Raw genomic sequence first — 23,985 nt, forward strand, 5'->3', positions numbered from 1 at the left:
TTTGCCCGGCGTAAATTATGTTCAAAGCTCGGTGACCGTCCGGTGCACGCCCTGGGGGGCATAGCACAGCAGGTCCCCGATTCCGATGTAGTCACACAGCAGGAACAGAATGGACAGCCACATCTCGGTGCCCATCAGGGTGGGGTTGTCCCGCAGCTGAAGGGTGAAGGAATAGCCCTTCTCCTCCTCCCAGTTGTCCAGAATCTTTTTCACCCATTGCAGCGCCCATTCCCGGCCCTCTTCATACCGGTGGTCCGTCTGCTTTTTGCACAGCCAGAGCGGATGGATCACATCCAGCACATTGCAGGCGGTGCCGTTTTTTTCGCCGAAATAACGGGGGTCCGCCGCATGCTTCAGTACATAGTCGATGGTCTGTTCGGGATAGGGCAGCGGGCGGCCAAACTGGGCATAGGTACCCCGGGTCAGGCGGTAAAATCCGTTCACCGTTTCCATGGCATTGGCGCTGCCCCACATTCCCGTCTGGGGGTTCGCGTGTTCATCCAGCCAGGCAAACAGGGTGTCCAGGTCTGCCTTTTGGCCGAAGTATTTCTGGTTCTGGTAGAAGGCCGTTCCCAGGCAGTCGATGCAGTGCCCCGCGTGCCAGGTCTGCGCGCTCCAGTCAAAGCCCTCCAGATATTCCCTCAGCCGCTGGCCGGTGTACTGCTCCGCCGCCCGGTAGGCATGGGGCAGATGTCCGCCCATCACCTCCATGGCATAGCCCAGGCACAGCACCGGATATTCGATTTCCTCCTCCTGCATCCGGCCCATGGTCTGCAGCAGCGCCGCGGGCTCCATCAGGGGATTGGGCTTGCGGAACATGGCAAGCAGCTCCGCCGCGTCGCACCAGGCCCGCACCGGGGGCTGGTTGTCCGAGGTGTCCACATAGCCGCCGTTTACAATGTGGCTCTTCACCAGCGTTTCCAGCTGCCGGTCCACCTTGCGGCACAGCTGCGCCAGCGGCTCCCGGAAATATTCCCGGATGCGGTTCTTCAGCACCCGGGCCGGATTTCCGCCCACGATGCTATACTCCGGCACATCCTTTGTGACCACCGCGCCCGCGGCCACGATGCTGTGGGCTCCCACATGGATGCCGTCCAGCACAATGGCCTGGGCGCCGATCCACACATCGTCCCCCACGGTGATGCCCTCGGCCGTCAGGCCCTGCCGGGTGATGGGAAGAAAAATATCCCCGTGGGCATGGTTTTCCGCGATCAGGTTCGCCCGGGGCGCAATGCGCACGTTGTCCCCCAGCCGGATCTCCCCCTGCAGGTAGGCCATGGGATTGATGGAGCAGTTGTCCCCCATGGTGACGGCCGCCTGGCGCAGCAGAGCGTCCGCGGCCACAATGCAGTCGTCGCCCGCCCGGAGGGTGGCGTTACTGAACACCGCGTCCGGCGAAATATAGCAGTTTTCTCCAAACCGGCAGCCGGTTTGCTCCAGCTGCTGCTGCAGCTCCAGCTGCTCGGGGGTGTTTCGGTCTTCAATGGTCCAGGGAATATAGTCTTCGGCGCGCTTTGGCATGGGTCCCATCCTTTTCTTTTTTTCTGATTGTAGCACAGCACAGCGCAAAAGAAAAGCATACAAAAAAGCCGGTGTGGCTTATGCCACGCCGGCGAAAAAAGGGGGCTGCTGCAATGCAGCAGCCCCCGAATGCTTCCGAGGAAAAATTACTGCTTTACGCCGCCGATGAAGATGGTCTCGGGCTGCAGGGTCTCCTTGTTCAGGATCAGCACATCGGCGCGCTTGCCGGTGGTGATGCTGCCCACCTCGTCGAACAGGCCCACGGCCTGGGCGGGGTTGATGGTGGCCGCCTTCAGGGCGGTCTCCAGAGGCACGCCGAACTTCACAGCGCGGCGGAAGCACTCGGCCAGGCAGGTGGCGCTGCCCGCGATGGTACCGTCCTCCAGGGTGGCCTTGCCGTCGTTCATAATGACCTTCTGGCCGCCCAGGCTGTACTCGCCGTTGGGCATACCGGCGGCGCGCATGCTGTCGCTGATCAGGCAGACGCGGTCGTTGCCGAACATGGCGAAGACGGCGCGCACCACAGAGGGATGCAGGTGGATGCCGTCGCTGATGATCTCCACATGGGCGGAATCATCGGCAGCCGCGCCCACAACGCCGGGAGCACGGTGGGTGAAGGCGGGCATGGCGTTGAACAGATGGGTGGTGTGGGTCGCACCCGCGGCAAAGCCGGCCTTGGCCTCCTCGTAGGTGGCGCAGGTGTGGGCAATGGACACGGTGCACATCTTGCTGGCCTTGCGGATGAAGTACAGCGCGCCGGGCAGCTCGGGAGCCACATCCAGCAGACGGATGTTCTTGCCGGACTTCTCATACAGACGCTGGAACATGTTAAAATCCGGGTCCACGATGTACTTCTCGGCCTGAGCGCCCTTCTTCGCCTTGTTGAAGAAGGGGCCCTCCATGTTCACGCCGCGCAGCACAGCGCCCTCGCCGTCCTGATGGAAGCGGGGCTTCGCCGCCTCGAACACATTGGTGAGGATCTCCTCATCGAAGGCCATGGTGGTGCCCAGGAAGGTGGTAACGCCCTGGCTGCCCTCGTAGCGGCTGATCTTCACCACATCCTCGGTGGTGGCGTCGCAGAAGTCGCTGCCGGCGGCGCCGTGGATGTGGATGTCCACAAAGCCGGGGGTCACGTACTTGCCGGTGGCGTCGATGACCTCATCGCCCTCCAGGGTACCGGCGGGGGCGATCTCCACAATGCGGTCGCCCTCCAGCTTGATGTCGGCCTGCATGAAGCGGCCCTGAGCGGTGAAAATATGACCATTCTTAATAATCATAGGAAATACTCTCCTTCCTGATCCATGCGCTGCGGCGCGATCCGGGGCGGCGCAAGCACTGCCCGCCCTGCTATGGCGTGGCAATGGCACGCCTGCTTTCTAGCCCCATTATAGCGCAGCCGTCAGGCCGGAACAATCGACAGCGGGCAAAATACGCAATTGTGCAAATTAAACAATAAAAACGCCCAAAGAGGGGGGCAAACTGGTTTGTTTCCATGCAGTTGTAAAGAGCAAAAACTCCCCCGGACCACACCGGGTCCGGGGGAGTTTTCCAATGTTTTAAACGCCCAGCAGCTGGAGGGCCATGCCTTTCTCTCCGCACAGGCCGTTACACGGCACCTTCTATTTGATGAAGTACAGAAACGATATCCTCGGCTTTAATCGTTGACAGCTCCTCTCTTCCCGGGTTGTCCAATCTGACCACTCGCCTTGCCTGGTTCATTACCAGATCATCATACAGATTTCTTACCAATCTGCCGTTTGCAAAGTTTGCATCCTTCGAGGCCGTTTGCTGCTCAAAATAAAGATGAATTTTTTTCTTCGCTTCTTCATCCAGGCAATAATCATTTTTCCTGCAGATGGAAACCAGAATTTCATCCAATTCATCCGGCCCATAATCCTCAAACTCAATGAAGGTATTGAACCGCGATTTCAGACCCGGATTCGATTCAAAAAAGCTTTTCATCGGTTCCGTGTACCCTGCGACGATCACCACCAGATCATCTCTGTAATCTTCCAACGCTTTTGTCAGTTCCGTCAGGCACTCTCTGCCATAAGAATCGGAATGATCATTTTCCGTGATGCTGTAAGCTTCATCAATAAACAGAACTCCGCCTTTGGCTTGCTCGATCACCTTTTTCACCTTAAGCGCCGTCTGACCCTGATATCCCGCAATCAAGTCTGTTCTTGAAACCTCGATAAAATGCCCTTTGGACAGTAACCCGATCTGCTTATAGATCCGACCCACAATACGTGCCACGGTTGTTTTGCCTGTTCCGGGATTTCCGGTAAAAGCAAGGTGCATTGTACTTTTTTCAGAATACAGATTTTTTTCCCGCCGCATTTTTTGAACCTTTTGATACACGATCAGATCCTGCACTTTATGTTTCACTTTTTCCAATCCCACAAGTGCATCCAGTTCCTCCAGCAGTTCCTGGAGGGACCTTGTATCCGTGTTCGCTTCTTCCTGCGGCTTACAAATTTCCTGGATAGCGGAATAACCATAAAACTCAATCAAACTGGAATTGACAAGCTGAGCCGCTCTTGCGGCCTCAATCTTCCGTTTGGGATCACTGACAGTCTCCGAAATTCTTTTGAGAAGCGCGATTGTGGCCGTTCTGCTGCCATCGGTTACAATCGCAGAAGCCAGCCGGGTGATTTCTCCGCAAGCATCTGTGACCGCATCCAGCTTTGATGCAGCCTTGAGCAGTGCTTGGCCGTATTTATTCATGCCATCACCTTCACAACCAGAAATGCCAGCTCAATAATTGCAAGCCCTGCAGCCCCTCCCGCAATCCAGTATGCGTACTTCACCTTCCGGCTCAAAGACTCCACTGCCGTCCCTATTTTGTTTTCAGCAGCGTTGACTTCTTCCGCCTTCTTCACGATTTCCGCAGCACTGTCTGCAATCGTTGAGAGACGCTCCAGTTCTTCGCCCCATTTCTGGCAGTCTTCCCACATCTGATCGATATCATCCAGATGGGCATAACCGTCTATTTTCTCCTTAAATTTCTTCAGCCCTTCCAGCGTTTTCTTTTGGTTTTCAACAATTTTTTTGATTTGCTCCTGTGTTTTCTGAATGCTTTGGCTGGTTTCTTCGGTTGCCTGAATGGAAACCAGAATCGCCTGGATATAATCCTTATCCAAAGCCTCCAATGCACTGTATACCTGGCCGAACTCCCGGATCAATTGAATCTGCGTGGTATTGATGCTGTTCAAGTGAGTTTGAATCTGGGCAGTCAATTCATTCAGCTCTTCGCCGGTGACCTTGTGGTTCAGCCCAATACCACCGCCCAACAGCCAATCGCCCAGAAATTCCCCCACACCCTTGGCAGACTCCACCCTTTTCAGGTCCAGATCCGTTACCGTTTGTTCAGAAAACTTTTTGATTTCTTCTTTCGCTTCTTCAAAGTCATGATACTTTATAGCCAGTTCACCCATTTTTTCAGTCCTCACTCATCATTTTGTCTAATTCAGCAGACACTGCGTCGATTGCTTCGCTTGTGTCCTTTGAAACCTTCACATTTTCGCGAATCGCTTCCACAGAATCACCGACAGCAGCTGCAGCCGCTTTGTGCCTGTAATACATTGTTTCAACGGCAGACTCTTTCATCCCTTCGTACACCGTCTCTTGCGCAACCGGTGCGTCACAGGTCAATGCTGTATCTTCTGTGGGGAATTCTTCTTTTTCCTCAGAATTTTGAGCCTTTGCACATCCGGCACATTCCTGGTCTTTGCGGTTCAGCAGACACACTACTATTGCCGCCACACCGATTGCCAAACCCGCTATCCAAAACACTTTTTTCATAAGTTTAATCCTCCAATTCTGCAAACAGGGCATCGATATCATCAAAGGTATCTTGAACGCTTTCGTCGATCGAACAATTTGCCCGGATCACTGCAACAGAGTCTTCCATCTTACCGGCTGCCGCCATATGCCGGTCATGTATACTGTGCGCCACCATTGCTTTGGTATATTCCAGCTTTGCTCCGCTGACAACTTTGACCTGATGCTGAAGGTTTAAAACCCTGTTTCCCTTTTCTATCTGCGCATGGACAATGTCCCGTTTCATGCGCTTTTCGACTTGCTTCTCGATGAGATTGATGGCAATCGCACCAATAATACCTGCCACCACAGCACCAAGAAAAATCCCCAGAATATTGGCCAGACTTCCCAGCAAAGGAATTTCAAACGCAAAAATCGGAATGGTCATCAGGCCTTTTTCAATTACCTCTCCCAGCAGCAATGCGCCCACGCCCGTTAAACCGGCAATAACAATCTTTCCTACCTCCATGAGCAGGATTCCCACTGGCTTACCCTTGTTGGCAGGATCTTTGATATAATTGATTGCCTTCTTGAGTGAACTCCAGCCCTGTTTCAACATCATCCACACTTTCTTGATGGTGTTCCAAACAGGCCCGATGATCGCCGTAGCCACTGTGGAGAATACTGTACTGCCTGCATTGATCAGATGCGTTTTCATTTTGCCGATAAACGAATGAATCGCCTCTTTCAGTCTATCCAACAGGGTATCCAGCGCTTTTTTTGCAGATTTGAACCACTTCACCAGCTTTGCGATAATTTCTCTGATCAACTCCGCCAGCAGCTGCAGGAGTACAGCACGCAAAGCCTTTCCACCAATGCGAAACGCCTCTTCCCGCTGAGATGTTTTGCCCGCTTTGATCGACTTTTGCTCCGCTTCTTTTTTTCTCTTTTCATATTCTTCGCGCGCTTGTGCATCCTTTTGGCGAAGCTTTGCCTCCTCCTCCGCGCTAATCTCGAAGATTTCCCCCGGCTTCTGACCTCTGGCGTTTGGCATATCGAGCCAATCCGTCATGGACTTGTCGCTCTTGGAGCGATTGAGGCTGGAATCCAGCTCGTTCAAATTGGCATCGCTGTTCGCAAATTCAATTTGCTGTTCCTTTGTCATGTGTGCGTTTGCCGCCGGGTCGCGAATGATTTCTGCTGCCGGAACCGTATGGTCCATATCGGTATTCTTTTCTGCAGAACCTTTGGGACGGCTCTCGTCAAACGGGCGTCTTGCACCTTTGCTCAACGTCGCTTCCTCTTTTCCGGATCGCGTCATATGAGTAAGCACACTTCCGTTTTCGTCTTTTGCAAAATTGGTCTGCCAATCATCGTACCGTTGCTGATAATCGATTTCTGTATTGTGGGCAGCAATCTTTCCTTCGGCAAAGGCTTCTGTTGTTTGAATGTGCGCCTCGGTTCTCAGATCAAGGGTAAGGCCTCTGTTCTCTTCAATAAAATCCTCACCTGCTGTTACCGCAATCTGGTTGAGGAACTGTTCCCAGACAACATCCATGATAACATTGCCAAGGTTATCCGGGCTTCCAATTTTCTTTTTCTCCTCCGCCAGGAACTCCATGTCCGCAAGTTCTTCTTCCAGCTGTATTTCAAGCTTTTCTTCCAGTGCATCAAGGTCAAACGGTTCCGTCAGCTCTTCATTGATTTTTTCTTCCTGATCGAGGATGGCATTTTCCCTTGCCATAATTTTTACATCCTTTCAGCCAATGATGAAATTGCTATGAATGCTTTTTATTCAAATAAGTGTACTAATTTCTTACGTACTTCCCATTGATACTCACTTTTGTATTTTTTGATTGCACATTGGAATTATGGCATACAATTTTGTAAAAAACAATATTTTCCAACAACATGTTTTTTACGTTCAGTCAAAAGACAAACTCCCCCGGACCACACCGGGTCCGGGGGAGTTTTCCAATGTTTTAAACGCCCAGCAGCTGGAGGGCCATGCCGGTCACGGCACCCGCACCCCAGAGCAGGCCGATGATGAACAGGTTCTGCTTCCAGCTTTTGTTTGCCTTGCACAGCACCACCAGGCCCACGCCCGCGCCGCTGCACAGGCCCGCCACCGCCGCGCCGAAGCTGATGGAGCCGCCCAGATACAGCTGGGTGAGCAGCACGCTGGCCGCGCAGTTGGGCACAAGGCCGATGAGGGCCGCGAAGATGGGCTGCAAAACGCCCAGGTTTGCCAAAAAGGCGGTGAAGACCTCCTCGCCCACCAGCTCCATGGCCAGGCCGATCACGAAGCTGAAGCCCACAATGTACAGAAAAATCATAAAGGTGTGCCACAGCGCCGATACAAAAATGCTCTGGCGCTCGGCGTGGTGCTCGTGGCAGTCCACCTCGTCGGCGTGGCCGGTGTAGCCGCCCCGCAGCGAGCGAGGCAGAAAACGCACCAGCAGCACATCCAGCACCAGACCCGCGATCAGAGCCACGCCGATCTTCACAGCGATGAGCAGTACCAGCCTGGGCCACTGGTCCGGCACGGCCAGCAGCATGGGGATGGCCTCGTCGCTGGTGGCCAGGAACACCGCCAGCAAAGTGCCCAGGCTGATCACCCGGCTGCCGTAGAAGTTGGCGGCCATGGCGGAAAAACCGCACTGGGGCACACAGCCCAGCACCGCGCCGGGCACAAAGCCCCAGTGACCGCCGCCCTCCAGGGCCTTTTCAATTCGGCTGCCGTGGAACCGCTCGATGTATTCGATGAACAGATAAGCAAGATACAAAAAGGGCAGCATGGGAATGCTGTCGTGGACGGCATGCTCTGCAACATGCAGCAGTTCGTGCATCATAAAAGTAACCTCTCTCTCCTTCCCCATTGCGCCCGAAAAACACACGTTACAGGACGCAGCATTGACTAGTATAGCCGCATTTTTTCCCCGGCACAATGCCCCCCCGCCCCATCCCGGGGCGCTTTTTTGCTGATTTTTTCGATTTTGTGCAACAAATCAAAGGCCCGGCCCCGGTTTTGAGGCCGGGGCCGGGCGTTATGGGGTTCGAGAATGTTCCGGAATGCTCAGGAATGTTTGGGAATATTCAGGAATGCTCCGGGGTGCCGGCCACCGGGTCAGGCTCGGCCTCCTCCGTCCGGCTGCCGCGCAGCTCTTCGCGGATCTGATGCAGCAGCTCAACGGCTTCTCCCAGCCCGTAAAGCAGCACACCGGCGGCAATGGACGCCAGCGCGCACTCCACAATGAGAAAAATATCCAGCGTCATCAGCGCAGGGAGCATCCCGCACACAGCGCCTACCACACCAAAGGCCTTCAAAAAGGCCGCCACCTTGTTTTCCTTCATGGTGCATCCTCCTTTGTCTGGGGGAAACGGTGCTTACTCCTGCCACTCCCGGGCCTTTTCCAGCAGGGCCTCGCGGGTGTTTTCCACCCGGCCCTCCACCACCTCGTGGAGCAGCCAGTCCAGCATGTTGCTCATGCTGGGGCCGGGCTTGGCCAGCCCTGCGGTGAGCAGGTTGCCGCCGGTGATGGCCAGCTGATCGGTGGCGTAGCAGCCCGCGTTCTGAATGGTATCGGCCAGCGTCTGCTCAAAGGCCTTCAGGTTTTCGCCCTTGGCATGGTGAGAGGAAACATCCGCCCACCAGATGTGCACCAGGCTGTTCACCTGGCGGGGGCCCAGCAGGTTCAGCCAGCGGCGCACGCTCACCTCGCCGGTGGCGGGGCGGATGCCGTGGAAGCGGATCAGCTGGCAGATGGTCTCGCGGCTGTTCCGGTCCACCTTCAGCCGGCGCAGGATGCAGTCGGCCAGCTGGGCGCTCACCTCGGCGTGGCCCTCAAAAGTGCTGTCGCCCTCCTTCAGGGTCTCGCGGCACCAGGGCTTGCCGATGTCCCGCAGCAGCATGGCCCAGCGCACCTCGGGCAGGTCCGGCGCATAGGCCAGCGTGTCCGCCGCGTGCTGCCACAGGTTCTGTTCCTCACCGCCCCGCTTCTGGGTGAAGGTGAGGGCAGGCTCGATCTCCGGCATCACGTAGGCAAAGATCGCACCATTTTCCGCTGCCACCCGGTGGGCCGCCTTGCCGCAGAGCAGCTGGGTCATCTCCCGGGCCATCCGCTCGCCGCTCACCCAGCGCAGCATCTGCTTTTTCGCGTGGGCCGCGGCCAGCGTCTCTTCCTCAATGGCAAAGCCCAGCACCGAGGCAAACCGCAGCAGCCGCAGAATGCGCAGCGCATCCTCGCTGAAACGCTGTGCCGGGTCGCCCACGCAGCGCAGCACGCCGTTTTTCAAATCGCCCTGACCGCCGAAGGGGTCGATGACGGTGCCGTCCGGCCCCATGGCCATGGCGTTGATGGTGAAGTCCCGCCGGGCCAGGTCCTCCTCCAGACTGTTCACGAAGGTGACCTCCTCGGGGCGGCGGTGGTCCTCGTAGTCGCTTTCCGCCCGGTAGGTGGTGATCTCGTAGGTCTCGTTGCCCGCCAGCACGGTCACGGTGCCATGCTGGATGCCGGTCTCCAATACCTTATATGTACCGGCGAAGCACTCCTTCACCTGGTCCGGCCGGGCACTGGTGCACAGGTCCCAGTCCTTGGGGTCCTTGCCCAGCAGACTGTCGCGCACGCAGCCGCCCACGGCCCAGGCCTCGAAGCCCTGCTCGTTCAGCGCGCTGATCAGGCTGGCCGCCATGGCGGGCATCACCGGCAGCTCGATCTGCCGCTCCCAGGCCAGCCGCTCCACCAGAGCCACATCCGCCGGGCAGAAATTGTAGTCCTTCATCTCGGCGGGGGCCACCCAGCAGGCCTCCTCGTGCACCCGCACCTCCATCTCGCCGCCGGTGACCCGGCCGTTGAAGAAGGTAAAGTGAATGTCCTTATCCGGGTAGGAGTAATCCAGCGAGGCATAGGCGGGCCCCAGAGTGATGTCCAGGCCCAGCTCCTCCTTGCATTCCCGCACCGCGGCCTGCTCGGGGCTTTCGCCCTCCTCCACCTTGCCGCCGGGGAACTCCCACAAAAAGGCGCAGCTGCCGCCCTCGCCCCGCTTACAGATCAGGATCTTGCCCGCCTCGTCGGTCAGGATCACCGCTGCTACATGCATCATATCACATTACCTCCTTGTTGTTCCTCAAAGGCGCGCAGGCAGGCCGCAAAGCTGCCCACCGTATCGCCAAGGTCCACCCCGCAGCCCGCTTTCAGGCGGCTGGTGTCCATACTCAGATTCCGTTCAAATTCCGGCCACCGGTCCGTGTCCGGCCGCAGCAGGGCCAGCACGTCCTCTTCCGCACCCAGCAGCCCCAGGCACTCCAGCGCGGTGGCGTAGGTGTTCAGGGCATTCTCCGCCCCCATGTTGTACACCCCGCCGGGCAGGGTGGCTATCTGCTCCATGGCCTCGATCACCGGCTGTACCCAGGTGATGCCCCGGTACTCCCGCACCGCCATGGAAAGGGGCATTTTGCCCGCAAGGCTGCGCCGCAGCGTGCCCCAGAAGCCGGTGCTGCTTTTCAGCCCCGGCCGGTCAAAATCATACATCCAGCTGGCCCGCAGGCAGACCGCCTCAGGGCAGGCCTCCAGCACCCGCTGCTCGGCCTCCCACTTGTGACGGCCGTACACGTTCACCGGGTCCAGGGGCGCGTCCTCGGGCAGGGGGCCCAGCTTCCGGGTGCCGTTATACACCTGGTCCGAGCTAAAGAACACCAGCTTTGCCCCCAGTGCCGTGCATTCCTTCGCCAGCACCGCCGGGGCCTGCAGGTTCACCTCGAAGCTTTCCAGCGGATGGCTCTCGCAGTAGCCGGTATTGGAGAGCGCCGCGGTGTGGATGACCAGCTGGGGCGCGGCGGCCTGCAAAGCCGCGTGCAGCGCCTCGTGGTCGGTGAGCTCCAGCGTTTTGTGGTCCAGCGGGGTGATGTCCCACCGGTCCCGGTAATAAGCCGCCAGACGCCCGCCCACAAAGCCGGACGCGCCGGTAATGACCACTCGTTTCATGGCTGCCGCCTCCTTTTATAACTGTAAGGCTGTTCCGATGCCAATGTCCGCCACTTCCACCTTGCCGCACTGTGCCGCCGCCAACCGGTGGCAGGGCTTCGCCGCGTGGAAGGTCACGGTCAGGTCGGCCTGCACCGCGCCCTCGGCGGCAGTTCCGCTGTCCGCCTCCAGACCGCTGGGCAGGTCCAGCGCCAGCACCCTGCCGGGCGCCTCGTTCATTCGCCGGGCCGCGGCCAGCCCCTCCGGGCGCAGAGTCCCGTGGAAGCCGGTGCCGTACACCCCGTCCAGAATGATGTCCGCGTTTTGCAGAAAGTCCGCCTGCTCCGGCTCATCCAGCGCATCCGCCGCCAGCACCGGCAGACCCATTTCGCGCGCAAGGCCGCAGTTGTAAATGGCGTCGGTGGTCACCGGCTCGCCCTCTACCAGATAAAGGCGCACCGCAAGGCCCGCGTTTGCCAGATGCCGTGCAGCCACGAAGCCGTCGCCGCCGTTGTTGCCCTTGCCGCAGAACACCACGGCGCTCTTCGCCCCAGGCCAGGCGCGCAGGGCAAGCGCTGCCGCTGCCGCGCCCGCGTTCTCCATCATCTGCCGGTAGGAAAGGCCCGCCGCGTCCGCCTGCTGCTCCATCCGCTTCATCTCGGCCGCTGTTACTTCGCTCATCCGTCCGCCCTCCTCCTGCCGGGCTGCACCCCGGCAGCATTTTAACTGGTTAATACTACCATTATAACACAAAAGCCCAGGATGTTTTACCGATCCGGGGCGCTGATTTTGTTAATTTTCCACGAATTTTTCGTGTGTTTTCTCCGTTTTCCGGCCCTTTTTCGCTCCTGCAATGCCAAAACGGCCCCGGTCCAGAGGACCGGAGCCGTGTGATGTTATGCCAGCAGGCAGCTGCTTACCGCTCCTCGCGGAAGTAGTTGTTGCCCAGGAAAGCCGGGATGTGCGCACCCTTGCTGCCCCGCATGCTGGTGATGATGAGCACCAGCGCGGTGATCAGGAAGGGCAGCATGTCGAAGAAGGCGTCGGGCAGGTTCACCATGAAGCCCACCTTGTAGTATTTCAGCACCCGCAGCGCGCCGAACACGAAGCTGCCCAGAATGGCCATGTGAGGCTTCCAGGCGGCGAAGATGACCAGCGCCACCGCGATCCAGCCCAGGCCGTTCACGCTGTTGGAGATCCACACGCCGCCGTTGATGATCATGCCGCAGTAGGCGCCGCCGATGCCGCAGATGCCGCCGCCCAGTAGGATATTGAAGTACTTCCACTTGGTCACCTGGATGGAGGCCGCGTCCGCCGCGCCGGGGTTCTCGCCGATGGCCTGCACGTTCAGGCCGGTCTTGGTGCGGTAGAGGTACCAGCCGCACACCGCCGCCACCACGATGCCCAGATAAACAAAGGGGTTGTAGCTGAACACCAGCTCGCCCACCACCGGCAGGTCGCTCAGCACCGGGATGTGGATGCTGCGCATCTGGGCGGTCACGTTCTCGGGCAGCTTCAGGGTGCCGCCCTCGGAGGTGCCGATCATGTACACGCCGATGAAGTTGGAGACGCCCACGCCGAAGATGGTCATGGTCAGGCCCGCCACGTTCTGGTTGGCCATGAAGGTGATGGTGAGCACCGCATAAATGAGCGCGGCCAGCATGCCCGCCGCAAAGGCGCAGAGCAGCGCCACCAGGAAGTTATCGCTCAGGTAGCCGCCCATGAAGCCCGCGCAGGCGCCGATGGCCATCATGCCTTCCACGCCCAGGTTCAGGTGACCCACCTTCTCGTTCAGAATTTCGCCCACGGTGCCGAACAGCAGCGGGGTGCCCGCGCCGATGGCGGCCACCAGGAATTTGATGAACAGATCCATTATTTGGCGCCCCCTTTCTTGCTGCGGCCCACAAAGGCGTACCGCACAAAGAACTCACTGCCCAGAATGAAGAAGAGAATGATGCCCTGCAGCACATCCGCGCAGTCGGAGGAAAGGCCGTAGGTGGACTGCACCACGCTGGAGCCCTTTTCCAGAATGCTGAACAGCAGCGACACCACCAGGATCATGCCCGGATTCAGCTGGCACAGCCAGGCCACGATGATGGCGGTGAAGCCCACGCCGCCGGCCACGCCCATGGACAGGGTCATATCGCTGCCGGAAACCTGGCACACGCCCGCGATGCCCGCGATGGCGCCGGACAGGAACATGGTGCGCAGCACCACCTTTTTCACGTGAATGCCCGCATAGCGCGCGGTGTCCTGGCTTTCGCCCACCACGCTGATCTCGTAGCCCTGCTTGCTGCGCTTTAAGTAGATCCACACCAGCGCCACCAGCACCAGCATGATGATCCAGCCGAAGTGCACGCCCAGCACCTTGTCCATGCCGGCGTTCTTGTCGAACCGGGCGATCTTGGAGAAGCCGTTGGCCTCCGGGTCGCGCCAGGGGCCCGCCTGCAGGTAGGACACCAGATGCAGCGCAATGTAGTTGAGCATCAGGGTGAGCAGGGTCTCGTTGGTGCCCCACTTCACCTTAAAGGCCGCGGCCAGCAGGCCCCACAGGCCACCGCCCAGCGCGCCCGCCACCAGCATGACCAGCAGCAGCACCCAGTGGTTCCAGTGGGGGAAGTTCAGAGCAAAGTAGCTGGCGAACACCGCGCCCATGATGAGCTGGCCCTCGCCGCCGATGTTCCAGAACTTCATTTTAAACGCCAGCGTCACGCCCAGTGCGCAGATGCACAGGGGGATGGCGAACTTCACGGTGGACTGAATGGCGATCTCGCTGCGGAACGCGCCCTCCAGAATGGTGCCGTACACGGCAATGGGGTTGTGGCCGATGGCCAGAATGAACAGGCCGCCCGCCACGATGCTCAGGGCCACCGCCAGCAGCCGGAAGCCGATCATCTGACGGCCGGTGCGCTCGGCATGCTTCACCACATGGAACAGCGGCTCTTTTGTTGTTTTCACGGTACCGGTCATGCCTCCTGCGCCTCCTTCTGCTTCTCTTCCTCGGTCATCTCGCCGGTCATCATCAGGCCGATCTGCTCTTTGGTCACGGTCTTGGCGTCCACCAGGCCGGTGATGCGGCCATGGCAGAGCACCAGAATCCGGTCGCACAGCTCCAGCAGCACGTCCAGGTCCTCGCCGATGAACATCACGGCCACGCCCTTCTCCTTCTGCTGGTTCAGCAGATCATAGATCACGTAGCTGGAGTTGATGTCCAGACCGCGCACCGGGTAGGCGGTGATCAGCAGATTCGGGCCCGATTCGATCTCGCGGCCCAGCAGAACCTTCTGCACGTTGCCGCCGCTCATCAGACGCACCGGGGTCTCGATGCCCGGGGTCACAATAGAGAGCTTTTCCACCAGCTTTTTGGCCAGAGCGCGGGCGGGGGCACGGTCCACGAAGGGGCCCTTGCCGCTGCGGTAGCTTTTCAGCAGCATGTTGTCGGTCATGCCCATGCTGGCCACCAGACCCATGCCCAGACGGTCCTCGGGCACAAAGCTCATGGAAATACCCAGGTCGATGATGGCCTCGGGGCTCTTGCCCAGAATGTTCTCTTTCTTATAAAGAACCGCGCCCTTTTTCGCGGGAATCAGGCCCGCGATGGCCTCGCACAGCTCCTTCTGGCCGCTGCCGGCCACACCGGCCACGCCCAGGATCTCGCCGGAGTGAATGTGGAAGCTCACATCGTCCAGACCCTTGCTGCCGTCGGGCTTGTTCACGGTCAGGTCCACCACCTTCAGGATGGTGTGCACGTCCTTGGGCTCGGGGCGGCGGATGGACAGGCTCACCGCGTGGCCCACCATCAGCTCGGTGAGCTTGGCGGCGTCCACACCGGCGGTGGCCACGCTGCCCACGCTCTTGCCCTTGCGCAGGATGGTCACCCGGTCGCTGATGGCCAGCACCTCGTTCAGCTTGTGGGTGATGATGATGATGGCGCAGCCCTTGGCCTTCATCTGCCGCAGGATGGCGAACAGCTTGTCGGTCTCCTGGGGGGTCAGCACGGCGGTGGGCTCGTCCAGAATCAGGATCTTCGCACCCCGGTACAGCACCTTCAGAATTTCAACGGTCTGCTTTTCCGAAACGCTCATCTCGTACACCGGCTTCTCCGGGTCGATCTCCAGGCCGTAGTTGGCGCACAGCTCCTTGACCTGGGCCTTCAGGGCCTTTTTGCCCGGCAGCTTGCCGGGGGTGCCCAGCACGATGTTCTCCATGGCGGTGAACACCTCCACCAGCTTGAAGTGCTGGTGGATCATGCCGATGCCCAGGTTCTGGGCGTCCACCGGGGAGCTGATGCTCACCGGCTGACCGGCCACAAAGATCTGGCCGTCGTCCGGATGGTAGATGCCGGAGATCATATTCATCAGGGTAGTTTTGCCGCTGCCGTTCTCGCCCAGCAGGGCCAGGATCTCGCCGTACTGTACGTCCAGCTCGATGCCGTCGTTGGCAACCACGCTGCCGAACCGCTTGGTGATGCCGCTGCAGCGGATGGCGCATTTCTGTTCGCCCATGAGGTTCCTCCTCCTTGCGTTTCTTGTTGTGTGCGGGGCCGCGGCCCCATATACCGGAAAAAAGGGCGGTCATCAGGACCGCCCTTTTCAGGGTTATGCGTTGGGTTTGGCGTTATGCCTGCTCGTGCACGTTCTCCACGTACCAGTTGCAGCTGCCGTAGTCGGCGCCCTCCAGAGTGTGGGTGTTGCCCTCGTTGTCCTTGATCTCGGTCTTGCCGTCGAATACATCCCACTCGCCGGAAACGATCTGGGCCTTCACCTCGTCGATCTTCTCGGCGGTGCCCTCAGCAATCAGGTCGGTGTTCAGGTCGGCCAGAGTAACCAGACCGTCGGCCATGTCGCCGAAGTAGTTGTCCACCTTCTCACCGGCAACCCAGGTGCCGTCGATCACGTTCTGCACGGCCTGGGTGTAGTAAACGCTCCAGTCCCACATTACGCTGGTCAGGGTAGCAGCAGGAGCATCCTTGCTCATGTCGCTGTTGTAGCCCACGCCCCAGACACCGTGCTCCTCAGCAGCCAGCTGGGGACCGGCGGTGTCGCAGTGCTGACCGATCACGTCGCAGCCGGAAGCGATCAGAGCCTCGGCGGCCTGCTTCTCGCCTTCGGGATCGAACCAGCTGTTGGTCACCTTCACGTAAACCTGAGCATCCGGGTTCACGCTGGCAACGCCCATAGCGAAGGCGTTGATGCCGCTGGTAACCTCGCCGTTGTCCTTGCCCATGGCGGCCACGTAGCCGATCTTGTCGGACTCGGTCTTCAGGCCGGCGGCGATGCCGCTCAGGTAACGGGCCTGGTAGATGCGGCCGAAGTAGTTGTTGAAGTTGGTGCCGTTGGACTTGTAGCCGGTGCCGTGGCTGAAGATGATGTCAGGATATTCCTCGGCCATGGCCTCACAGGTATCCATGTAGCCCCAGGAGGTGGCGAAGATGATGTTGCAGCCTTCCTCCACCAGCTCGGTCAGAGCGTTCTGCACAGCAGCAGCGTCGGTGTCGGACACGTTGATCTTCTCCACCAGCTGGTCCTCAGACAGGCCGATGTTCTTCATCATGCCCTGGATGCCCTGCTCGTGGGTGTAGCTGTAGCCGGTGCCCTCAGCGGGGTCGGACAGATGCACAACGCCCACCTTGATGTCTTCCTTGGCGATGCCGGCGCCGGTGGTCTCGGCGGAAGCGGCGGTGCTGCCGGAGGCGGCGGTGGAAGCAGTGCTGCCGGAAGCGGTGCTGCCGCCGCAGGCGGCCAGGCTCAGGGCCATCACAGCGGCCAGCGCAAGGCTTAGAATCTTCTTCATGTGAAAAATCCCCCTTACATGGTTGTTCATTCGTTCCATTCCAAAAAAACGGTGCGAGCAGGCGGCCGGGCCGCCTGCTCCCGCAAGCTCGTTTTTTTGAGCACGATACCAATTGTAGCCGTTCTTTTTCACGATTTCAACACTTTTCCCCCTGCCGTTCGTATCTTCGGCAAGATACACGACGGCCCTTTCCATTTGCACGATCATTTTGTCTGTTAAGCCAATGTAAAAACCCCGCAAACCGGCCTGCCAAGCGGGTTCGCGGGGTTTTTAACAGCTTCAAAAGTATTACTTTTAACTTTCGTTCTTGGACGTTTGTGCAAGCGCTTCCGGCGCGTCAAAGCGGCTCCTCTGACTGAGGGTAAAGGCGGTGCAGGCAAGGCCCGCGGCCAGCAAAGCCAGCTCGGTGAGCACCGACGCCACGGCGGTGTTCACCACATAGGACAGGCCCATCAGCACGAGGGAGACGCCGGCGTTGAACACGGTATGAGCCAGGATGGCCGCCAGATACAGCCCCGGGCGGCGGCGCTTCACCGCCAGGAACACCAGGCAGGTGGCGAACACGTGGTACATCACCGCGCTCACCCGCTCCAGAATGCCCAGGTAGACCATAAGCGGGCTGGCCGCGGCCAGCTGCTGGGTGACGGCCTGCAAAAGGTCGTTGCCGAAGCCCAGAGAAGCAGCCAGCTGGGGGTCCCGGACCATCAGGCAGAACAGCAGGTTGTTCAGCTGACCCAGACCGATGAGCAGGATCACCTCGCAGAGGCCGTGGCCCAGACCGAAGCTGAGCATATCCTTGTAGGTGCGGTGTTTTTTCAAAAGCTTTGCCCCTACCAGCCGAGCGGTCTCCTCAAACAGACCGGCGGACAGCCCGCCCACCACGATCACATACACCACGGTATGGGCCGCAAAGGCCGCAAACCAGCTCTGGGTGCTGAGCACCTGCAGCAGAGGGATGCGCAGCAAAATCTGGCTGACAAAAAAGCTGGCAAAGCCCGCCAGCAGGGGCAGCGGATTCAGCTTCCGGGTGATGAGCAGCACCGCCAGCACCACCACCGGCAGGATCAGGGTGCATACCAGCGACACCCCGAAGGAAATCACCAAAGCGTCCGAAATCATATCCTCATTCCTCCCTTTTCAGTCCACAAAGCGCACGGCGGTGCCGTAGGCGATGCACTCGGCGGCGCTCTGCATCACGCTGGAGGAGGCGTAGCGCAGGTTCAGTACCGCGTCCGCCCCCATGGCCTCGGCCTCCTTCACCATGCGGCCGGTGGCGATCTGCCGGGCCTCGGCCAGCATCTCGGTGTAGTCGGCGATCTCGCCGCCCACCAGGCCCTTCATGGCGCTCATGAAGTCCTTGCCGAAGTTTTTGCTCTGCACCACGTTGCCTTTTACCACGCCCAGCACCTCATAATTTCTGCCGGGAACGTGGTCAATAGTTACGATAATCATCGATCTCTCCTCCTTTGATCTCCTGAATGCGCTGCCGCAGCGCCAGCAGCGCCCCCACCAGAAACACCAGCGGGATGCTCAAAAGCAGCACCGCAATGCCCAGCGGCGCGGGCTCGGTGCTCAGCGCCCAGGCCAGAAAGACCTCGGTCACCAGCATCAGAACCACGAAGATGCCCGCCGCAAGCCAGGCGCTCCGGAAGCGTTTTTTCTTGTCCCGTTCGTTCACATCCACAAAGCGCACCCCCGTTTCCTCCAGTTGGGCCATCTCGTCCAGCCGCTTTGCCGCGTCCAGCTCTGCCAGCAGGCCCGGCTCCTTTGCCAGCTCGGCACACAGCGCCTGGGCGGTGTCCAGGTTTTTGCGCCGGTTCTCCAGCGTTACCAGATGGCGGCGCATGCCCTGGGCCAGGGTCAGGCGGCCCTCCAGCATCACGGCGATCTCGCTGAGCGGCACGTCCAGCTTGCGCAGCAGCTTGATGCGCCGCAACCGTTCCACATCCTCGTCGGTGTAGCTGCGGTAGCCGTTGCCCGCCTCCCGGCGCGGGCAGAGCAGACCCTCCTTTTCATAAAAACGGATGTTCTTCTGGCTCATTCCCACCAGAAGTTCCACCTGTTTGATCTGCATGGGCCTTCCCTCCCCCGCCGCGCCGAACAGCCCGGCTGTTTTTTGCGTGCGGCGTGCCTCCTTTGACCGGCGACGCGATGCCTGCTTTGCTATAACATATACCCTCTACCGGGTGGAAGGTCAAGCATTTTTTGCCTTGGGCAACACCACACAATTCACGCCTGTCGGCTCAGGGGGCGTATCACGCCCAAAATTTCCGTGATATTTCCAAAAATGCGCGCGGGTCCACCAAGGATTGGCTGTGCTTTTTGGTTCTTATCCCATCTTTTGGGCGAAAAATTTTCCGGCGCGCTCCACTGCCCGGAATTGTGCGGTGCCGCCCTTGTTTTGCGCGATTTTTTGTTTTCCCCCACCGGAATCCTGCCGCCGACTGCACAAAAAAGCCGCGGCCGGGGTTTTGTCCCGGCCACGGCCTTGCATTTCATTCAGATCGAGCGGAAGGAAAATTATTCGCCCTCTGCGCTCTTCTTGCGATTGATTGCAAACACGATGGCCGCAATCACCACAATGGCAACCACTGCGCCGCCGATGGCCAGAGGCATCACGCTGCCGCTGGTGCCCTCACCGGGCAGGTTGGCCTGCGGGGTGCTCTCATCGGGGATCTCCACATCCTCACCGCCGGGGGTGTTGTCGCCGCCCGCCTGGGGAGTGTTATCCTCGGGGATGGTCACGGTATCGCCGCCTTCACCGGTGCCTGCGCCAGCGCCACCGGCTCCGCCGGCACCACCTGCGCCGCCGCCTGCTACCGCCGCGCCGCCCACAACGGTCTGATCCTCATACTGAATCACAGTACCGCCCGGAGTGGTCACGGTCTCGGTTACATTGTTTACGGCCGCGGTGTAGTAGAAGTTCACCACGTTCTGGTCCGCGTTGGCGGAGACGGTCAGCTGCTGGCTGGCTGCCTCGGCGGTGTAGTTCTCGATGTTGTTCAGCGCGTAGAAGGTCAGGCTCTGGCCCACGGGTGCAGAACCCTGCAGGCTGGGAGCCACCTCGGCGCCGGTCTCACGGTCCAGGTAATGCACGGTGAAGACCGCGTCCTCACTGCTGGCACGCAGGGTGTACTGGGCCACCGCGTTCACGTCGCCGCTGGCAGTGCCGCCGGTGTAGCCCTGGGCGGCATCGGTCACAAAGTAGCGGGTGGCGTCCTCGTTCATCACGATATCGGTCAGCTGGGGAGCGTTGGGCAGAGCCGCGCCCTCGTTCAGCCGCACAGCCACCGCGCCGGTGGCCTCGCTGGTCTTCACCTCGCCGTATTTTTCCAGCCCGGCGATGAAGGAATCGGTGAACGTACCGTGCTCACCAGGGCGGAAGGTCACCACATAGGTGGTGGCTTCGGTGGAGGAAGCATCATCTTCCGCCGCCAGGGCGGGCATCGCACAAACGCTTACCGCCAGGCACAGGCCCAGCAGCCCGGCCAACAGCTTATTTGTTCTGCGCATCGCTTGCTTCCTCCTTCTTTTTCTTCTTGGTCAGCACCAGCAGCACGATCGCCGCCAGCACGACCACCACAGCACACACCGCAATGATGTTGAAATCGCCGGTCTGAGCCGATACCACGATGGTGCGTACCTGGGTCACCACATTGGGGGCGCCCTGCACCGTCTCGGTGGTCACAACGGTCTTCACATCAGGCACATCAGCCGCCTGGAAGCGGAATTCGATCTTGCCTTCCGCGCCCATGTAGCTCACATTGGTGGCGGTGGCGTCCGGGGTGATGCTCAGCACCACGTCCGCGGTCTGGCCCGGGTCCAGAGTGGCCACCAGCGGGTATTCCTCCAGCTGCTTGTTCAGCTCTTCCAGACCGGTGGTGGTGTCGCCGCCCACCAGGGTGCCGGTGGCCTTGCCGGTGGCGGGGTCATAGCCGTACAGGGTATTGCCGCCGCAGGTCAGGCTTACAGTGTAGCCGGTATCCTTTGCATTGGAAGCGCCGATCAGGGTGCTCACAACGCTGGTATCCATGTAGAAGTAGGCGGCCTTGTTGCCGGTGTTCTCCAGCGTGATGGTGCCGGTGTAGGTCTTGCCCGGAATCATCTGGGTAAAGCCGCTCATCTGAGTGCTGCCCGAATAGGTCAGGTTGGTGCCGTCATAGACCACCTTGTCGGCACCGGCGGCAAAGCAGCCCAGCGCGAATACCGCGCTCAGAGCCAGCGAGAAAAGGCTCGCGATCAGTTTTTTCTTCATCTTCACTGCCTCCTCCCGCTTATTCGGTCACGCTGACCAGGTTGCCGCTGGCGTCCAACTGGGCCACAACGCCCCAGCTTGCCAGGATGCCACTGGCGTTCAGGTCGGCCGCATCCGCGCCCGCGAACTGTACGCCGTCCGCCACAGCCTCCAGATGTACGTTCATACCTGCATACTCGTTGGTCAGGCTTGCCGGGATGCCGATGATCTCCAGCAGCTCGCTGGTGCTCTGGCCCGCCGGTACCGGGTACTTGTAGTAGTACACCTCGGTCTCGCCCGAGTTGCCCTCGAACAGTTTCTCGGCCTTAATCCAGTCGGCGCTGTTCAGGCCCAGTTCAATGTTTGCGGCATCCAGATCGGTGGTTTTCCCGTCTGCATCCGCCCAGTATTTGGTCACGGTAACGCGGATGTAGGAATCCACGCTGCCGGTATTGTCTACTTTATAACCGTCTTTTACGTTGATCTTGTCTGCCGGCATCAGTGCCTTATCCGTCACCGTGAGGGCAACCGGATCGCTTTCGCCGCCAGTCCATTCAATATTCAGGGTGGCCGCCGCCAGAGGCGCCGTGACCGGGTTCTCCGCACTCGCCTGGCCTGCCGCCAGGGAGCCGCCCACGACTGCGCCCATGACCATAACTGCTGCCAGACCCATCAGCAAAACTCTTTTCTTCACTTGGAACGCTCCCTTTTCTTTGTTTTGTCTGCAAGTGTCCATAGGATGATCGCCAGGGCAAAAATCGCCACACAGGCCGTGACGCCTGGCCCGGAATGCAGCATCTCCGACACTGTGCCCAATACCGGGATGCATACGACCATTTTTCCGACCACACGCTCGTAGCTCACCGGATTCACATCCGGCAGGGCGTTTGCGTCACCCTTTGTGATCAGCTGCCGCGCCTGCGTGTCGTTTTCCACCACCCGGTGCGTTTCCACAAGGCCGGTGGCCTCGCTGAGCCGGAAGGTGATGATATCGCCCTGCTCAAGGGCCTGGGGGTCGCAGCGCTTCACATAGATCGCGCTGCCCACCGGCATTGCCGGTTCCATACTTTGGGTCAATACGTTGTAGATCTGATATCCGAATAGTTTTGGTACACTGAAAGGAAGGGCGGCGGCCATTACCGCCAGCAGAAGTACCGTAGCCACGGCACTCAGCGCCTTTGCTTTCATGGCCGCCGCCCCTTTCGTTTAGTTGTTAGATATTATCTGCCAAAATTACTTATTGCCAAACTCCTGGAACTCAATTACATTGCCGTTGGCATCGGTCAGAGTGCCATCGACCATCTCAATGAACTGACCTTCGCTGAAGTTTTCGGCCTGAGTGGCAAAAGCCTGAACATTAATACCAAACTGAGCACCTGCGAAGTTATTGTCCCAAGTGGTGGGAATCTGGATATCGCTGAACAGATCCAGAACTACATCCTCAGTACCATCGGGATCAACAACCTGATTGTAAACATACAGAACACCATCGGTGCTGCCCACATTTACATAGTACTCATTCCAGTTGTTCATGGTACCCTGACGCATCATCGCATCATAAACCAGACCCATTACATCATAAGAATCGGGGCGGCCAAAATGGTTGTAGTCCACACTTACGAAAACGCCCACATATGCGGCAGAGGAATCCTTATCCACGGTCACATATACATTTTTGTCCAGATTATCGCCAGGCAGAACGTCATCATAAACAATGCCAGTCTCGACTTCGGTCGCTTTATCGCTATCCGAGGTATCCGTCAAGGTGATATCCACATTACCAGTGGTAAACGCATTGTTCTTTACATCGGTCTTATCGGTGAAGTAAGCCAGAGTAGCGCCGATGGACAGGCAAGCTACCAGGGACAGGCTGACAGCGGCGGTCAGAATATTTTTCTTGTTCATAGTTTATGTACCTACTTTTCAATTGAAGTGAATTATTATCTAATACCTATCACTGATTTAGTCACCTGCCTGAGCCAGAGAAGCAACCAGCGCATCAATCGCTACACCATCCTGAGTGAGGGGCTCTTCGTTCTCATCCTTACCCAAATCACCATTCTGTACAGCGTAAGCGTTAATCACAACATTAGCATCATTAAGGTGAGTCGTTACGTCTCCGATCGTTACAGTAGTAAAGACAGCCACTTCGCTACCGGCATTCAGAGAAACCGTTCCCTTGCATTTGTAGATACCATTCTGAGATTCATTCACAGGAGTGCTTCCATCAACATTTGCGATCTTATCCCAAGTGTTAGTGGTATCGATATTGGCGACCATATTAGTGTCCAATCCGTTAACAATCACATACAGGTTCATTCCTGTGTCAGGAACGGTGACAACCTTGACTGTAGGATCCTTCTGGAGAACATCGTTGGGCAGAATATTATCATAGGTATTCGTGGTTACTCGATAATTCCAATCAGTCTGATCCCACTTTCCTTCTTCTTCATTCCAAGCACTCAGCGGATGCTCTTTCAGGTCAATATCGATCGCATTATCGAAAGTAAAGGTATTGCTTACCTTCGTGGTCGTATCGCTCAGATAAGCCAGAGTAGCGCCGATGGAGATGCAGGCTACCAGTGCCAGGGACATACCGCCGATCAACATGTTTTTCATTTTCATAATCGTTACGCTCCTTTTTGTGTTTTATTTCACGGGTTTAAAAGAGAAACTTTTTATGAAGTAAAAGCGGTTTGGTGACCGGGCCCT

24 protein-coding genes are annotated in these 23,985 nt (G+C 58.5%); all 24 read right to left on the minus strand.

Features of this window, described 5'->3' with window-relative positions:
* Positions 1–21: 21 nt before the first annotated feature.
* The 24 genes from B5F28_RS02400 to B5F28_RS02515 all read right to left on the minus strand — a co-directional run bounded on the left by B5F28_RS02400 (position 22) and on the right by B5F28_RS02515 (position 23,898).
* A complete protein-coding gene (locus B5F28_RS02400) occupies positions 22–1,521 on the minus strand; it encodes an acyltransferase (RefSeq protein WP_158097490.1) in 1,500 nt (499 codons plus the stop codon).
* Positions 1,522–1,667: 146 nt separating this feature from the next.
* On the minus strand, positions 1,668–2,798 hold the full coding sequence (gene nagA / locus B5F28_RS02405; RefSeq protein WP_087293005.1) for an N-acetylglucosamine-6-phosphate deacetylase: 1,131 nt from the start codon (positions 2,796–2,798) through the stop codon (positions 1,668–1,670).
* Between the two features lie 328 nt (positions 2,799–3,126).
* Complete coding sequence (locus B5F28_RS02410; protein WP_087293007.1) at positions 3,127–4,248, minus strand: AAA family ATPase; 1,122 nt, start codon at positions 4,246–4,248, stop codon at positions 3,127–3,129.
* A complete protein-coding gene (locus B5F28_RS02415; protein ID WP_087293010.1) occupies positions 4,245–4,958 on the minus strand; it encodes a hypothetical protein in 714 nt (237 codons plus the stop codon). Before B5F28_RS02415 ends, B5F28_RS02410 begins: the two co-directional genes overlap by 4 nt.
* A 4-nt stretch (positions 4,959–4,962) precedes the next feature.
* Positions 4,963–5,325 carry a hypothetical protein gene (locus tag B5F28_RS02420; protein WP_087293013.1) on the minus strand — a complete coding sequence of 121 codons (363 nt, stop codon included), beginning with the start codon at positions 5,323–5,325 and terminating at the stop codon, positions 4,963–4,965.
* Positions 5,326–5,329: 4 nt separating this feature from the next.
* On the minus strand, positions 5,330–7,027 hold the full coding sequence (locus B5F28_RS02425; RefSeq protein WP_087293015.1) for an AI-2E family transporter: 1,698 nt from the start codon (positions 7,025–7,027) through the stop codon (positions 5,330–5,332).
* A 238-nt stretch (positions 7,028–7,265) separates the two neighbouring features.
* The gene (locus B5F28_RS02430) at positions 7,266–8,135 is read right to left on the minus strand and encodes a putative manganese transporter (RefSeq protein ID WP_247643383.1); all 870 of its coding nucleotides are present in this window, start codon (positions 8,133–8,135) and stop codon (positions 7,266–7,268) included.
* A 244-nt stretch (positions 8,136–8,379) separates the two neighbouring features.
* Positions 8,380–8,637 (minus strand): hypothetical protein, encoded by a 258-nt coding sequence (locus B5F28_RS02435; protein WP_087293018.1) that lies wholly within the window; start codon positions 8,635–8,637, stop codon positions 8,380–8,382.
* A 33-nt stretch (positions 8,638–8,670) separates the two neighbouring features.
* A complete protein-coding gene (locus B5F28_RS02440; protein ID WP_087293020.1) occupies positions 8,671–10,386 on the minus strand; it encodes a CCA tRNA nucleotidyltransferase in 1,716 nt (571 codons plus the stop codon).
* The gene (locus tag B5F28_RS02445) at positions 10,383–11,267 is read right to left on the minus strand and encodes an SDR family oxidoreductase (protein ID WP_087293022.1); all 885 of its coding nucleotides are present in this window, start codon (positions 11,265–11,267) and stop codon (positions 10,383–10,385) included. The genes B5F28_RS02440 and B5F28_RS02445 overlap by 4 nt, the downstream gene beginning before the upstream one ends.
* A 15-nt stretch (positions 11,268–11,282) precedes the next feature.
* Positions 11,283–11,927: an NAD(P)H-hydrate epimerase gene (locus B5F28_RS02450; RefSeq protein ID WP_087293024.1), complete on the minus strand. Its 645-nt coding sequence runs from the start codon at positions 11,925–11,927 to the stop codon at positions 11,283–11,285.
* A 235-nt stretch (positions 11,928–12,162) separates the two neighbouring features.
* A complete protein-coding gene (locus B5F28_RS02455) occupies positions 12,163–13,119 on the minus strand; it encodes an ABC transporter permease (RefSeq protein WP_087293026.1) in 957 nt (318 codons plus the stop codon).
* The gene (locus B5F28_RS02460; protein ID WP_087293028.1) at positions 13,119–14,216 is read right to left on the minus strand and encodes an ABC transporter permease; all 1,098 of its coding nucleotides are present in this window, start codon (positions 14,214–14,216) and stop codon (positions 13,119–13,121) included. The genes B5F28_RS02455 and B5F28_RS02460 overlap by 1 nt, the downstream gene beginning before the upstream one ends.
* Positions 14,213–15,751 carry an ABC transporter ATP-binding protein gene (locus B5F28_RS02465; RefSeq protein ID WP_087293030.1) on the minus strand — a complete coding sequence of 513 codons (1,539 nt, stop codon included), beginning with the start codon at positions 15,749–15,751 and terminating at the stop codon, positions 14,213–14,215. Before B5F28_RS02465 ends, B5F28_RS02460 begins: the two co-directional genes overlap by 4 nt.
* A gap of 112 nt (positions 15,752–15,863) precedes the next feature.
* The gene (locus B5F28_RS02470) at positions 15,864–17,039 is read right to left on the minus strand and encodes a BMP family ABC transporter substrate-binding protein (protein ID WP_087293032.1); all 1,176 of its coding nucleotides are present in this window, start codon (positions 17,037–17,039) and stop codon (positions 15,864–15,866) included.
* Between the two features lie 294 nt (positions 17,040–17,333).
* The gene (locus B5F28_RS02475) at positions 17,334–18,158 is read right to left on the minus strand and encodes a YhfC family intramembrane metalloprotease (RefSeq protein ID WP_087293034.1); all 825 of its coding nucleotides are present in this window, start codon (positions 18,156–18,158) and stop codon (positions 17,334–17,336) included.
* A gap of 18 nt (positions 18,159–18,176) precedes the next feature.
* The gene (locus B5F28_RS02480) at positions 18,177–18,491 is read right to left on the minus strand and encodes a heavy metal-binding domain-containing protein (protein ID WP_087293036.1); all 315 of its coding nucleotides are present in this window, start codon (positions 18,489–18,491) and stop codon (positions 18,177–18,179) included.
* On the minus strand, positions 18,472–19,113 hold the full coding sequence (locus tag B5F28_RS02485) for a MerR family transcriptional regulator (protein ID WP_087293038.1): 642 nt from the start codon (positions 19,111–19,113) through the stop codon (positions 18,472–18,474). The genes B5F28_RS02480 and B5F28_RS02485 overlap by 20 nt, the downstream gene beginning before the upstream one ends.
* Before the next feature lie 446 nt (positions 19,114–19,559).
* Entirely contained in the window at positions 19,560–20,552 is a 993-nt protein-coding gene (locus B5F28_RS14655) for a MucBP domain-containing protein (RefSeq protein WP_087293040.1), read from the minus strand.
* Positions 20,536–21,294 carry a hypothetical protein gene (locus B5F28_RS02495; RefSeq protein WP_087293042.1) on the minus strand — a complete coding sequence of 253 codons (759 nt, stop codon included), beginning with the start codon at positions 21,292–21,294 and terminating at the stop codon, positions 20,536–20,538. The genes B5F28_RS14655 and B5F28_RS02495 overlap by 17 nt, the downstream gene beginning before the upstream one ends.
* A gap of 19 nt (positions 21,295–21,313) precedes the next feature.
* Positions 21,314–21,967, minus strand: a complete 654-nt coding sequence (locus tag B5F28_RS02500; RefSeq protein WP_143424670.1) for a hypothetical protein — start codon at positions 21,965–21,967, stop codon at positions 21,314–21,316.
* The gene (locus tag B5F28_RS02505) at positions 21,964–22,461 is read right to left on the minus strand and encodes a signal peptidase I (protein ID WP_087293047.1); all 498 of its coding nucleotides are present in this window, start codon (positions 22,459–22,461) and stop codon (positions 21,964–21,966) included. Before B5F28_RS02505 ends, B5F28_RS02500 begins: the two co-directional genes overlap by 4 nt.
* A 45-nt stretch (positions 22,462–22,506) precedes the next feature.
* The gene (locus B5F28_RS02510; protein WP_087293049.1) at positions 22,507–23,178 is read right to left on the minus strand and encodes a SipW-dependent-type signal peptide-containing protein; all 672 of its coding nucleotides are present in this window, start codon (positions 23,176–23,178) and stop codon (positions 22,507–22,509) included.
* A 57-nt stretch (positions 23,179–23,235) separates the two neighbouring features.
* Entirely contained in the window at positions 23,236–23,898 is a 663-nt protein-coding gene (locus B5F28_RS02515; protein ID WP_087293051.1) for a SipW-dependent-type signal peptide-containing protein, read from the minus strand.
* Between the last annotated feature and the right edge of the window lie 87 nt (positions 23,899–23,985).

This window comes from Gemmiger sp. An194 (genome assembly GCF_002160145.1).
GTDB lineage: Bacteria > Bacillota > Clostridia > Oscillospirales > Ruminococcaceae > Allofournierella.

What these genes read in the sequence shown, in the direction of transcription:
- B5F28_RS14655 (WP_087293040.1), bottom strand. Translation starts at nt 20,552, where the DNA reads ATGCGCAGAACAAATAAGCTGTTGGCCGGGCTGCTGGGCCTGTGCCTG.
- B5F28_RS02480 (WP_087293036.1), bottom strand. Translation starts at nt 18,491, where the DNA reads ATGATTATCGTAACTATTGACCACGTTCCCGGCAGAAATTATGAGGTG.
- B5F28_RS02415 (WP_087293010.1), bottom strand. Translation starts at nt 4,958, where the DNA reads ATGGGTGAACTGGCTATAAAGTATCATGACTTTGAAGAAGCGAAAGAA.
- B5F28_RS02505 (WP_087293047.1), bottom strand. Translation starts at nt 22,461, where the DNA reads ATGAAAGCAAAGGCGCTGAGTGCCGTGGCTACGGTACTTCTGCTGGCG.
- B5F28_RS02410 (WP_087293007.1), bottom strand. Translation starts at nt 4,248, where the DNA reads ATGAATAAATACGGCCAAGCACTGCTCAAGGCTGCATCAAAGCTGGAT.
- B5F28_RS02420 (WP_087293013.1), bottom strand. Translation starts at nt 5,325, where the DNA reads ATGAAAAAAGTGTTTTGGATAGCGGGTTTGGCAATCGGTGTGGCGGCA.
- B5F28_RS02440 (WP_087293020.1), bottom strand. Translation starts at nt 10,386, where the DNA reads ATGATGCATGTAGCAGCGGTGATCCTGACCGACGAGGCGGGCAAGATC.
- B5F28_RS02450 (WP_087293024.1), bottom strand. Translation starts at nt 11,927, where the DNA reads ATGAGCGAAGTAACAGCGGCCGAGATGAAGCGGATGGAGCAGCAGGCG.
- B5F28_RS02510 (WP_087293049.1), bottom strand. Translation starts at nt 23,178, where the DNA reads ATGAACAAGAAAAATATTCTGACCGCCGCTGTCAGCCTGTCCCTGGTA.
- B5F28_RS02460 (WP_087293028.1), bottom strand. Translation starts at nt 14,216, where the DNA reads ATGACCGGTACCGTGAAAACAACAAAAGAGCCGCTGTTCCATGTGGTG.
- B5F28_RS02495 (WP_087293042.1), bottom strand. Translation starts at nt 21,294, where the DNA reads ATGAAGAAAAAACTGATCGCGAGCCTTTTCTCGCTGGCTCTGAGCGCG.
- B5F28_RS02435 (WP_087293018.1), bottom strand. Translation starts at nt 8,637, where the DNA reads ATGAAGGAAAACAAGGTGGCGGCCTTTTTGAAGGCCTTTGGTGTGGTA.
- B5F28_RS02470 (WP_087293032.1), bottom strand. Translation starts at nt 17,039, where the DNA reads ATGAAGAAGATTCTAAGCCTTGCGCTGGCCGCTGTGATGGCCCTGAGC.
- B5F28_RS02425 (WP_087293015.1), bottom strand. Translation starts at nt 7,027, where the DNA reads ATGGCAAGGGAAAATGCCATCCTCGATCAGGAAGAAAAAATCAATGAA.
- B5F28_RS02485 (WP_087293038.1), bottom strand. Translation starts at nt 19,113, where the DNA reads ATGCAGATCAAACAGGTGGAACTTCTGGTGGGAATGAGCCAGAAGAAC.
- B5F28_RS02465 (WP_087293030.1), bottom strand. Translation starts at nt 15,751, where the DNA reads ATGGGCGAACAGAAATGCGCCATCCGCTGCAGCGGCATCACCAAGCGG.
- B5F28_RS02400 (WP_158097490.1), bottom strand. Translation starts at nt 1,521, where the DNA reads ATGCCAAAGCGCGCCGAAGACTATATTCCCTGGACCATTGAAGACCGA.
- B5F28_RS02475 (WP_087293034.1), bottom strand. Translation starts at nt 18,158, where the DNA reads ATGATTTCGGACGCTTTGGTGATTTCCTTCGGGGTGTCGCTGGTATGC.
- B5F28_RS02430 (WP_247643383.1), bottom strand. Translation starts at nt 8,135, where the DNA reads ATGATGCACGAACTGCTGCATGTTGCAGAGCATGCCGTCCACGACAGC.
- B5F28_RS02445 (WP_087293022.1), bottom strand. Translation starts at nt 11,267, where the DNA reads ATGAAACGAGTGGTCATTACCGGCGCGTCCGGCTTTGTGGGCGGGCGT.
- nagA (WP_087293005.1), bottom strand. Translation starts at nt 2,798, where the DNA reads ATGATTATTAAGAATGGTCATATTTTCACCGCTCAGGGCCGCTTCATG.
- B5F28_RS02455 (WP_087293026.1), bottom strand. Translation starts at nt 13,119, where the DNA reads ATGGATCTGTTCATCAAATTCCTGGTGGCCGCCATCGGCGCGGGCACC.
- B5F28_RS02515 (WP_087293051.1), bottom strand. Translation starts at nt 23,898, where the DNA reads ATGAAAATGAAAAACATGTTGATCGGCGGTATGTCCCTGGCACTGGTA.